Genomic DNA, 10,903 nt, shown 5'->3' with positions numbered 1-10,903 from the left:
CTTCCGGCGTGGCAGAAGACGCAGGAGACGCTGGACGACACGTTGGCCCCCGCGAGTACCGCATGGAGGAACTGGCCCGGCTGGCCGGCATCACGGTGCGCACCCTGCGCTTCTACCGCGAGCGCAAGCTGATCCCGCCGCCCCGCCGCGAGGGCCGTATCGCCTGGTACGACGACCACCATCTGGCCCGCCTGCGCACCATCGCGGCCCTGCTGGAACGCGGCCACACCCTCAACGGCATCGCCGAGCTCGCCGACGCCTTCGACCACGGCCGGGACGTCGGTGACCTGCTCGGCATCGGCGAGCCCACCGAGGAGACCCCGGTCCGCCTCACGCCCGAGGAGCTCGCCGCCCGCTTCGAGGGCGAGGTCACCCCGGAGAACCTCGCCGCCGCGATGGAGCTGGGCTACCTCGGCACCGACGGCGACGAACTCGTCCACATCAGCCACCGCCTGCTGGACGTCTCCTCGGCCCTGGTCCGCGAGGGCATACCCCTCGCCGCGGTCCTCGACGCCGGCAAGCGCGTCCGCGAACACGCCGACGCCCTGGCCGCGCTCTTCGCCGACCTGATCTCGCGCCACGCCCCCGAACAGGACCTCCAGCGCCTGCGTCCACTGGCCCGCAGCGTGGTGGAGGCGGAACTCTCCCTCGCCCTGGACCGACGGCTGCGGCCGGGGCCCGAGGAGGGTCAGCGCCCGTAGACGACGGTCACCGGCGCGTGGTCCGACCACCGCTCGGCGTGCGTTGCGGCCCGCTCGACGTATCCCTTGACGGCCCGGGCGGCCAGTCCCGGGGTGGCCGCATGGAGGTCGATCCTCCATCCTGAATCGTTGTCGAAGGCCCGACCCCGGTACGACCACCACGAGTACGGCCCCTCGGCGTCCGGGTGCAGCGCGCGCACCACGTCCACGTAGCCGCCGTCCGCCGGGTCGAGCACGCGGCCCAGCCACTCGCGCTCCTCCGGGAGGAAGCCGGAGCTCTTCTTGTTGGCGCGCCAGTTCTTCAGGTCGGCCTCGCGGTGCGCGATGTTCCAGTCGCCGCAGACCAGCACTTCGCGGCCCTCGGCGGCGGCGCGCTCGCGCAGTCCCTTCAGGTAGGCGAGGAACTCGCCCATGAAGCGGACCTTCTCCTCCTGGCGTTCGGTGCCGACCTCGCCGGAGGGCAGGTAGAGGGAGGCGACGGTCACACCGGGCAGGTCGGCCTCGACGTACCGGCCTGCGGTGTCGAACTCCGGCGACCCGAAACCGACCTGCACGCGGTCGGGTTCGCGGCGCGTGTAGAGGGAGACGCCGGCGCGGCCCTTGGCGGCGGCGGGGGCGTGCGTGACGTGCCAGCCGTCGGGCGCGCGGACGGGCTCGGGGAGCTGGTGGGGCTCGGCGCGTACCTCCTGGAGGCACAGCACGTCGGCGGAGGTGCCCGCGAGCCATTCCACGAAGCCCTTCTTCGCGGCGGCGCGCAGACCGTTCACGTTCACGGAGGTCACGGTGTACAAAAAACTCTCCCAGGGGTGCGGGGACGTACGTTACGCGAGCCGCCGCTCACCCCTGGGAGGGACCCTCGGGCCGGCGCCGCGCTGGTCGAGGACCGCGGCGAGGCCGGCAGCGCACGAAAAAAGGCCCAGCCGAGAGGGCTGGGCCATAAAATTCCGTCACCCCGGGTGATCAGGTCCGGAGTGACGGTTCAGCCTAGTTGATCAGAAAAGGCGCAACCATATATTTAAAGTGATATCTACACTTTGCCGGCGGCTGAAGCGTCGCCGCGCGACTCACACAGAATGCTGTTGAAGAAATTATTTTCGGTGATCGTGTCGAAGGCACACAGGCCACCACGGTCGTGAATGTCTTCGACGGCGATCAACAGACCGGCGGCACCTCGGGCCAGGGCGACGAGCATGACGACGCCACCGAAGACCTTGCCGATCCTGATCCTCCTCCTGACTCGGTTGCCGTCCGAACGATGTGGACTTGGCCGGGCCGAGGAATCCATGTTCACTGTTGAGTTTTCTTCGACACCACTGCCGGCGCGACCGAACAGCCGCGCAACAGTCTCTCTGATATTCATTTTCTCTCCATTCATCGGGAATTGCGGCGAATGCCGCACAGGGGTGGAGCTCACCCGATGGATGAACCCCCTGCGCGGCACTCGCCCCCGGTGAAGGGAGCGGTGCGAGTGACCTCTGACGGAGCAGGCACTCCCTGAGATCCTAGAGGCCGCCGCGATGCGCACGCCATCCTCCGTACGGATGATGCGACCTGCACACTGGGCGACGCCCCTCTTCGCACAATGTATCAATATACGGTAGGAAGCATGAACATACGCCGGGTCGCCTTCGACCACCCCGACGCCGTGAAGCTGAACGACGAGGTCCAGGCGGAGTACGACGTCCGCTACGGCGACGGCGGCGACGCCACGCACCTCGACCCGGCGGACTTCACGCCGCCGAACGGCCTGTACCTGATCGCGTACGACGAGAACGACGTCCCGGTCGCCTCCGGCGGCTGGCGCAGTCAGGACGCCAACGACGAGGGCAACCGCGACGGGGACGCCGAGCTCAAGCGGATGTTCGTGATCGAGCAGGTGCGCGGTCGGGGACTGGCCCGCCGCATCCTGGCCGCCCTGGAGGAGGACGCCCGCGCGGCCGGACGGACCCGCATGGTCCTGGAGACCGGCACCAAGCAGCCGGAGGCCGTCGCCCTGTACCTCTCCAGCGGCTACGAGCCCTGCGAGAAGTTCGGCTACTACCGCTTCCACCGGGACAGCCTCTGCTACGCGAAGGACCTCCAGGTCCCGTAGGCCCGCAGGACGTACCCGGCGAGGTATGCCTGGCCCCACCCCAAGTCTCGTCCCTGCCGCACCGACCCGGAGGGTGCCGGCGCGGTTTCGTGGACCCCACGAGAACACCGGACGAGTGGGGGCGGCGAAGGACATGGGCATCGGGACCAGTGCGGTCGAACTGCGGGACGTGCGCAGGCGGTACGGCTCGGGCGGCGGCCGGGTGGCCGCCCTGGACGGGGTGACGCTCGCCTTCCCGGCCGGCAGCTTCACCGCCGTCATGGGCCCGTCCGGCTCGGGCAAGTCGACACTGCTGCAGTGCGCGGCGGGCCTCGACCGGCCCACCTCGGGCTCGGTACGGCTCGGGGAGACGGAGCTGACCGCGCTGAGCGAGCGGCGGCTGACGCTGCTGCGCCGGAAGCGGATCGGGTTCGTCTTCCAGGCGTTCAACCTGCTGCCGTCCCTGACGGCCGAGCAGAACGTCGCCCTGCCGCTGCGCCTGGCCGGGCGCCGCCCGCGCGGGTCCGAGGTGCGGGAGGTGCTGCGGCGGGTCGGACTCGGCGAGCGTGCCCGGCACCGCCCGTCCGAGCTGTCGGGCGGCCAGCAGCAGCGCGTGGCGCTGGCCCGGGCGCTGATCACGCGGCCCGAGGTGCTGTTCGGCGACGAGCCGACCGGCGCGCTCGACTCGCGGACGGCCCGCGAGGTGCTGGCGCTGCTGCGGGGGATGGTCGACGACGACGGCCGCACGGTGGTGATGGTGACCCACGACCCGCTGGCCGCGTCGTACGCGGACCGGGTCGTGTTCCTGGTCGACGGACGGGTGCACGGGGAGCTGGCGGCCGCCGCGCCCGGGGAGATCGCCGCGCGGATGGCCGTGCTGGAGGCCGCAAGGCAGGAGGCCGTGCCGTGCTGACCGTCGCCCTGCGCACCCTGCGCGTCCGCTGGACCGCCTTCGCCGGCGGATTCGTCGCCCTGGCCCTCGGGGTCGCCCTGCTCGCGGTGACCGGCCTGGCCCTGGCCTCCTCGCTGAACGCCCCCGAGCGCGCCCCGGAGCGGTTCGCGGCGGCGCCCGTGGTGGTGCGGGGGCAGGACACGCTGCGCGTACCGACGGCGCACGGTGTCGGGACGCAGCCGCTGGCGCACCCCCGCCCGGTGCCGGCCGGCACGGTGGCGGCGCTGCGCGCGCTGGGTCCGGTGACCGAGGACCGTGCCTTCCCCGTGCGGGTGGAGGGCGAGCCCGGCGCACTGGTGGGGCACCCGTGGTCGACGGCGGCCTTCGCCCCGTACGAGCTGAGCGGGGGGCGCGCGCCTGAGGCCGCCGGCGAGGTGGTGGTCACGGGCGGCTGGGCGGCCGTGGGCGAGCGGCTGCGCACCTCCCACGGGACCGTGCGCGTCGTCGGCACGACGGTGGACCTCGGTTTCGAGCGGGCCGTCTTCTGGACGGACGCCCGCGCGGCACGGCTGTCGCCGCCGAGTGCGCAGCTGGTGGTGGACGCGGACGCGGCGGACGTGCGGCGCGTGGTGGGGGACGACGCCCAGGTCCTGACCGGTACGGCGCGCCGGCTGGCGGACGCCCGTCCGGACCGGGACCGGGAGGCGGTGACGGCGCTGAACGCCCTGTTCGGGACGGCTGGCGGGGTGGCCGCCTTCGTGTCGGTGTTCGTGGTGGCGTCGACGTTCTCCTTCACGGTGGCGCAGCGGCGCCGGGAGTTCGGTCTGCTGCGCACGGCGGGTGCGACACCGGGCCAGGTGCGCCGGCTGGTGGCCGCCGAGGCGCTGCTGCTGGGGGTCCTCGCGTCGGCGACGGGCTGCGCGCTGGGCGCGTACGCGGCCCCGCGGGTGGCCGTGTGGGTGGTCGGGCGAGGTCTGGCGCCCGGCTGGTTCGCGATCGGCGACCAGGCGTGGCCGTACCACCTGGCCTTCTGGACGGGTCTGCTGGTGGCCCTGTGCGGGGTGGTGGCGGCGTCCTGGCGGGCGGGGCGGACCGGGCCGGCCGAGGCGCTGCGCGAGGCGGCCGTGGACACCGGGACGCTGACCCGGGGCCGTCTGGTGTGCGGTGCGGCCCTGCTGCTGACGGCGGCCGTGACACTGGCCTGGGCGCTGCTGACCGACCCGGGGGACCTGCTGCACCGCAAGACGTACATCGTCCGGCCGATGCTGCTGATCACGGCGGTGGCGTTGCTGGCGCCGCTGCCGGTGCGCCCGCTGGTCCGGCTGCTGGCCTGGGGGCCGTCGCGGCTGCCGGGCGCGGGCGGGACGCTGGTGCGGGAGAACGCCGCCGCGGCCGTCCGGCGCACGGCGTCCGTCGCGGCGCCGGTGCTGGTGACGGTGGCGCTGACCGGGTCGCTGCTCGGGGCGACGGCCACGCTGGACGGGGCGCGGGCGGCCGAGGCCCGGGAGCGGACGCGGGCCGACCTGGTGGTGACGGCGGACGGCGGCCTCGACCGGGACGCGGTGCGGCGGCTGCGCGCGGTGCCCGGTACGGCGGCCGTCTCGGCGACCGCGCCGACCGCCGTGTACGTCGTGGAGGAGGGCGTGGCCCTGATCCGCTCCGAGGCCCGGGCGGCCGACCCGGGGGCGCTGGCGGCGACCGCGCGGATCCCGTTGACGGGCGGCCGGATCGGCGACCTGGACGACGACTCGATCGTCGTCAACGAGGAGTGGGAGCGGCACGCCGTGGGGCAGCGCGTGACGGTCCGGCTCGGCGACGGGACCCGGCGCTCGCTGCGGATCGCCGCGGTGATGCCGGTCGGCACCGGCGACAACGGGGCGTACGTCACCCCGGCGAACGCGCGGGGCGCGGTCGTCGACCGGGTGGAGGTGACGGTGGCGCGGGGCGCGGACCCGGGGGCCGTGGCGGCGGGGCTGCGGGAGGCGGTGCGGCCGTCGGGCGGGCAGGTGCTGACCCGGCGGGCGTGGCTGGAGGCGTCGGCGCCCGGGGCGGACGGGACGGCCCGCACGGGGCTGCTGCTGGTGCTGGGGATCGCCCTGCTGTACGCGGTGATCTCGCTGGCGGCCACCCTGGTCATGGCGACCTCCGACCGGCTGCGCGAGCTGGGCACCCTGCGGCTGGCGGGCGCCACCCGGGGGCAGGTGCTGCGGCTGGTGGCGGCGGAGTCGGTGGCGGTGGTGGCGGTCGGCACCGTGCTGGGTGTGGTGGTGGCGGCCCTGAACCTGGGCGGGATGCGGGGCGCGCTGGCCCTGTTGTCGGCCCCGGCCGCCCCGCTCGCGCTGCCCTGGCCGGCGCTGGGCGCGGTGGCGGGTGCGTGCGCGGTGGCCGCCGTGCTCGCGGCGACGGTTCCGGCGGCGGTGGCGCTGCGGCGCGGCACGGGTGAGGGGCTGTCAGTCCGCGCGGCGGGCTGAGACCCGGGGGGGGTCGCCGGGGTCCCGGAACACGATGAAGCCCCTGTCAGTGATCTGACAGGGGCTTCATGCTGCGTGGACCTGAGGGGATTTGAACCCCTGGCCCCCTCGATGCGAACGAGGTGCGCTACCGGACTGCGCCACAGGCCCTTGCAACGAGTGAAACTTTAGCACCCCGATCGGCCTGCTCAAAAATCCCTTCCCGGAGGCCGGGCGGGGGCGCGGTCCGGGTGCGCTACTCGTTGGCCGCGCGGGGTCGGTCGCCGTCCTCGTACTGGTCGAACAGCGGGGTCCGGCCCCGCCCCCGGCCGCGGCGGGCGGACGCGCCGCGGCGGGCGCCGCCGCGGCCGGTGCCCTCGGGCCGGTCCTCGGCGCGGTCGGCCGGGGGGTCAGGTGCGGGCCGTTCCGCCGCGTCCCTCCGGTCCGTCCGGTCCGGGGCGACGGCGCTGGAGCGGGCCGAGCTCCACGCGTCGGGCGCCGCGAGGTCCACGTCGGGGGTGGCGCGGGGGGCGACCGGCGCGGTGACGTAGGTGGGCAGGGGGACCGGCACGGGGTCCCAGCTGTCGCCCTGGCCGGGCCGGCGCTGCCGTTCGCGCTGCTGGTCGACCCACTCGGCGTGGTCGGTCTGCTCCACCAGCGCCCGGCGGTCCGCGGCGAGCGCGGAGAGTCCGGGGTCGGGTGCGGCGTCGGACGTCTCGTCCGGTTCCTCGGCGTCGGGGTCGCCGGTGAGGTCGGCGGGGGCGTGCCGGCGCGGCTGGCGGTCGCGCAGCCGCTGGGCGGCGACCTCGGCCTGGCGGCGGTCCATGTGGAAGGCGAACCGGCGGCGTTCCTGGGTGCGCAGGTGGACGATGTAGGCGCTCAGCAGTATCGCGGGCACGCCGGGCGCCCACAGGAAGGCCAGTCCGCCGACCGCGGCGACGACCGAGCCGAGGGTGAAGGCCAGGAAGAGCATCACGGTGGTGCGCCGGCGGCGGGCGAGCACCTTGGTGCGGCGGGCGCGGGCCGCCGCCGGTGAGCCCGGGGCGGGCCGGGGGGCGGGCACCCGCCTGCGGGCCGGTGCGGCCCCGGACTCGGAGGCCCGGGCGGATCCGGCGCGGTCGGTGCGCGCATCCGTGTCGCCGCGGTCCGGCGCGGGCCGCTCCGCGGCGTCCTGCGGGACGGGCCGGGTGTGCCGGCGGGTCTGGGACACGGCGAAGGCCCGGACGTCCACCGAGTCGGTGACGGCGTCCGGGGCGTCGGCGTCGGGCTCCGCCTCGTCGGCGGAGCGCGACCGGAGGTCCTTGGCGTACCGGCGCTCCATGCCCGCCCGGCCGGAAAGCAGCCGGATGGCGGTGCTGAAGCGTTCCGTCGGACGGGCCTCGTTCAGCTCGTCCTGCCTACGGAGCCACATCGGCACCAAGTAGGCGGCCCAGGCCCCGACGATGACTGCGTAGATGAGGCCGCTGCTGCTCACGCCTCACACGGTAGAGGGGTTCGCGCGGGGCCATCCGCCAATTGGGCCGGTGTGTCGCACGATCCGGCTGATATTTCGAACTTTTTTTGCGACCGATGCGACCAGCTGACTGTCAGGGACGCGAAATACCCGCTACCGCGTGGTCGCGACCCGATCAATTTCGAACATTTATTCAATTCCGGTGCCGGGCCGGGCCGGATTCCCCGAGGTGTTCCGCGCGCTCCGGTCCCGTGACCGGTGCCAGCGCCGCAGCAGCCCCTCCGGGACCTCCTCGGCGGTGAGGGCGAACACGAGGTGGTCGCGCCAGCCGCCGTCGATGTGGAGATAACGCGGCCTGAGCCCCTCCTCGCGGAATCCGAGTTTCTCCACCACCCGGCGGCTGGGCCCGTTCTCCGGGCGAATACAGACCTCGACGCGGTGCAGGCCGACGGTGCGGAAACAGTGGTCCACGGCCATCGCGACGGCCGTGGGCATCACCCCGCGCCCGGCCACCGCCGCGTCCACCCAGTAGCCGACGTGGCCGGAGCACATGGACCCCCAGGTGATCCCGGCCACCGTCAGCTGTCCGGCCAGCCGCCCCTGGTACTCGATGACGAAGGGGAGCATCCGGCCCGCGTTCGCCTCGGCCCGCAGGTGGCGGACCATCTGGCGGTACGTCGGCCGCTGCGCGAGCGGCCCGCCGGGCGCGGGCGGCGGAATGGTCGCCTCCCAGGGGCGCAGCCAGTCGCGGTTGCGCCGGTTGACCTCGCGCCACGCCCGCTGGTCGCGCAGCTTTATGGGCCTCAGGACGATGTCGCCGTCCACCAGCTCGACGGGCCAGGATGGGCTGTTCAGCTCGCACCCCCGCTTCCGGACGCCGTGGGGTGGTCACCGCCGCGCAGCTGGTCCACGGCGTGCTTCAGCAGCGGCTCCAGGACCGCGAGGCCGTCCTTCACGCCGCCGGTGGAGCCCGGCAGGTTGACGATCAGCGTCCCGCCCGCCACCCCGGCCAGGCCGCGGGAGAGCGCCGCGGTGGGCACCTTGTCGCGTCCGTACGCCCGGACGGCCTCCGCGATGCCCGGGACCTCGCGGTCGATCACCGCCCGGGTCGCCTCGGGGGTGCGGTCGGTGGGCGAGATGCCGGTGCCGCCGGTGGTGACGATCACGTCGTAGCCCGCGGCGACGCCCTCGCGCAGGGCGGCCTCGACGGGGTCTCCGTCGGGGCGGACCCGGGGACCGTCGACGGCGAAGCCGAGGCGGCCGAGGCCCTCGGCGATCAGGGGACCGCCCCGGTCCTCGTAGACCCCGGCGGCGGCCCGGTTGGAGGCGGTGACGACCAGGGCGCTGTAGGGCGCGGACAGGGCGCCGCCCACCGGCGCGTCCGGTGTCACGACCGGCTCCAGTCGCCCGACTTGCCGCCCGTCTTCTCCTCCACGCGCACGTCCGTGATGACCGCTCCCTTGTCGACCGCCTTGACCATGTCGATCACGGTGAGCGCGGCGACGGAGACCGCGGTGAGCGCCTCCATCTCGACACCCGTGCGATCCGTCGTCCGCACCGTGGCGGTGATCTCCACGGCGTCGTCCGCGACCGACAGGTCCAGTTTCACACCGGAGAGCGCCAGGGGGTGGCACAGCGGGATCAGATCCGGGGTGCGCTTGGCGCCCATGATGCCCGCGATCCGGGCGGTGGCCAGGGCGTCGCCCTTGGGGACGCCCTCGCCGCGCAGCAGCTCGACCACGCGGGGCGCGACCAGGACGCGTCCGCTGGCGCGCGCGGTGCGCGCGGTCACGTCCTTGGCGGACACGTCGACCATGCGGGCGGCGCCCGCCTCGTCGATGTGCGTCAGCCGGCCCTGCGTGTCCTGGCCGTCCTTCGGGGGTCGGTCCTGCGTGCTCATGCTGTGTGGCGCTCCCGGTCCTGGCCCGGCGCGGTGCGGCGCGTGGGCCTGCTGTGCGCGACACGGTACCGCCAACCGGGCGGGGTCAGCGGAGCAGGACCACCTCGACCTCGGTGCCGGGCTCGACCGATTCGACATCCTCGGGGACGACGATCAGCGCGTCGGCCTGTGCGAGGGCCGCCACCAGGTGGGACCCGGCGCCGCCGACCGGGGTGACCGACCCGTCGGCGCAGGTGCCACGCAGGAACTGCCGCCGGCCCTTGGGCGAGCTCAGCGCCTTGTCGGCGGTGAGGGTCGCGGTGACGGTCGGGCGGTGGACGTCGGTGAGGCCCATGAGGGTGCGGATGGCGGGGCGGACGAACAGCTCGAAGGAGACGTACGACGACACCGGGTTGCCGGGCAGGGCGAGCAGCGGGGTGTGGTCGGGGCCGATGGAGCCGAAGCCCTGGGGCTTGCCGGGCTGCATGGCGAGCTTGCGGAACTCCACGCCGCTGCCCGGCTCGTCCTCGTCGGCGACGTGCGCCAGCGCCTCCTTGACCACGTCGTACGCCCCGACGCTGACCCCGCCGGTGGTGACCATCAGGTCGGCGCGGACGAGCTGGTCCTCGATGGTGTTCCGCAGCGTGTCGGCGTCGTCGTCGACCGCGCCCACGCGGTAGGCGATGGCGCCGGCGTCGCGGGCGGCGGCGGTGAGGGCGAAGCTGTTGGAGTCGTAGATCTGGCCGTGGGCCAGTTCCTCGTCGGGCTGGACGAGTTCGCTGCCGGTGGACAGCACCACCACGCGCGGGCGGGGGTGCACCCGGACCCTGCCGCGCCCGATCGCGGCGAGCAGGGCGATCTGCGGCGGCCCGAGGACCGTGCCGGCCTCCAGGGCGCGGTCGCCGGACTTCACGTCGCTGCCCGCGGCGCGCACGTGGGCGCGCGCCTCGGCCGGCCGGTACACCCGGACCTGCCCCTCGGCTCCCTCGGGGGCGAGGCTGCGGGCGCGCATCCCGGTGACCGGGCCCTCGCCGAGGCCGCCGTCCGTCCACTCGACGGGGACGACGGTCTCGGCGCCGGGCGGCAGCGGGGCGCCGGTCATGATGCGGGCGGCCTGGCCGGGGCCCACGGACGGCGGGTCGGCCTGGCCGGCGGCCACGTCGCCGACGACCTCCAGGGCGGCGGGGAACTCCTCGCTCGCGCCGGCCACGTCGGCGACCCGCACCGCGTACCCGTCCATGGAGCTGTTGTCGAACGGCGGCAGCGAGACCGGCACCGTGATGTCGTCGACCAGGACGCACCCCTGGGCGTCGAGCAGGTTCAACTCGATCGGTTCCAGGGGGCGGACGGTGGCGAGGATGTCGTCCAGGTGGTCCTGCACCGACCACAGCCGGTCCGGACCGAAGTCCGCGGCGGCGTCGTGGCCGGTGTCACGGGGCGCGGCGCTGCTCAACGTC

At 74.4% G+C, this 10,903-nt stretch carries 11 protein-coding genes and 1 tRNA gene; 4 read left to right on the top strand and 8 right to left on the bottom strand.

The genetic code is table 11. The features are described 5' to 3' along the window. Positions 1-62: 62 nt before the first annotated feature. A complete protein-coding gene (locus ACFWJB_RS23305) occupies positions 63-701 on the top strand; it encodes a MerR family transcriptional regulator (protein ID WP_385462266.1) in 639 nt (212 codons plus the stop codon). Here ACFWJB_RS23305 and ACFWJB_RS23300 read toward each other — a convergent pair. Together ACFWJB_RS23300 and ACFWJB_RS23295 are read right to left on the bottom strand one after the other, a co-directional pair. Continuing rightward, positions 689-1,492: an exodeoxyribonuclease III gene (locus ACFWJB_RS23300; RefSeq protein WP_385462193.1), complete on the bottom strand. Its 804-nt coding sequence runs from the start codon at positions 1,490-1,492 to the stop codon at positions 689-691. The two genes, ACFWJB_RS23305 and ACFWJB_RS23300, sit on opposite strands and share 13 nt — an antisense overlap. 236 nt (positions 1,493-1,728) lie before the next feature. Beyond that, the gene (locus ACFWJB_RS23295) at positions 1,729-2,061 is read right to left on the bottom strand and encodes a hypothetical protein (protein ID WP_386924520.1); all 333 of its coding nucleotides are present in this window, start codon (positions 2,059-2,061) and stop codon (positions 1,729-1,731) included. A gap of 246 nt (positions 2,062-2,307) precedes the next feature. Between ACFWJB_RS23295 and ACFWJB_RS23290 the strand changes: the two genes are divergently transcribed. The 3 genes from ACFWJB_RS23290 (at position 2,308) to ACFWJB_RS23280 (ending at position 6,135) form a co-directional block, all read left to right on the top strand. Further along, entirely contained in the window at positions 2,308-2,793 is a 486-nt protein-coding gene (locus ACFWJB_RS23290) for a GNAT family N-acetyltransferase (RefSeq protein ID WP_385462187.1), read from the top strand. 133 nt (positions 2,794-2,926) lie between these two features. Continuing rightward, positions 2,927-3,685: an ABC transporter ATP-binding protein gene (locus ACFWJB_RS23285; RefSeq protein ID WP_386924517.1), complete on the top strand. Its 759-nt coding sequence runs from the start codon at positions 2,927-2,929 to the stop codon at positions 3,683-3,685. Further along, positions 3,679-6,135 carry an FtsX-like permease family protein gene (locus ACFWJB_RS23280; RefSeq protein WP_386924515.1) on the top strand — a complete coding sequence of 819 codons (2,457 nt, stop codon included), beginning with the start codon at positions 3,679-3,681 and terminating at the stop codon, positions 6,133-6,135. Before ACFWJB_RS23285 ends, ACFWJB_RS23280 begins: the two co-directional genes overlap by 7 nt. A gap of 76 nt (positions 6,136-6,211) precedes the next feature. Here ACFWJB_RS23280 and ACFWJB_RS23275 read toward each other — a convergent pair. From ACFWJB_RS23275 to glp, 6 genes are all read right to left on the bottom strand, one after another. Next, positions 6,212-6,285, bottom strand: a tRNA-Ala gene (locus tag ACFWJB_RS23275). An 85-nt stretch (positions 6,286-6,370) separates the two neighbouring features. Continuing rightward, positions 6,371-7,588, bottom strand: coding sequence for a gephyrin-like molybdotransferase receptor GlpR (gene glpR, locus ACFWJB_RS23270; RefSeq protein ID WP_386924513.1), 1,218 nt, complete (start codon positions 7,586-7,588; stop codon positions 6,371-6,373). 168 nt (positions 7,589-7,756) lie between these two features. Beyond that, on the bottom strand, positions 7,757-8,395 hold the full coding sequence (locus tag ACFWJB_RS23265; protein ID WP_385462263.1) for a GNAT family N-acetyltransferase: 639 nt from the start codon (positions 8,393-8,395) through the stop codon (positions 7,757-7,759). Between the two features lie 23 nt (positions 8,396-8,418). Further along, the gene (locus ACFWJB_RS23260) at positions 8,419-8,958 is read right to left on the bottom strand and encodes a molybdenum cofactor biosynthesis protein B (protein WP_385462178.1); all 540 of its coding nucleotides are present in this window, start codon (positions 8,956-8,958) and stop codon (positions 8,419-8,421) included. Continuing rightward, positions 8,955-9,467: a cyclic pyranopterin monophosphate synthase MoaC gene (moaC, locus tag ACFWJB_RS23255; protein ID WP_385462176.1), complete on the bottom strand. Its 513-nt coding sequence runs from the start codon at positions 9,465-9,467 to the stop codon at positions 8,955-8,957. The genes ACFWJB_RS23260 and moaC overlap by 4 nt, the downstream gene beginning before the upstream one ends. An 85-nt stretch (positions 9,468-9,552) precedes the next feature. Next, a complete protein-coding gene (glp, locus tag ACFWJB_RS23250; protein ID WP_385462173.1) occupies positions 9,553-10,899 on the bottom strand; it encodes a gephyrin-like molybdotransferase Glp in 1,347 nt (448 codons plus the stop codon). Positions 10,900-10,903: the final 4 nt, after the last annotated feature.

The sequence above is a fragment of the Streptomyces sp. NPDC127100 genome (assembly GCF_042724095.1).
Lineage (GTDB): Bacteria > Actinomycetota > Actinomycetes > Streptomycetales > Streptomycetaceae > Streptomyces.
The sequence above is the reverse complement of the archived record's forward strand: the minus strand, read 5'-3'. Positions and strand labels throughout refer to the sequence as shown.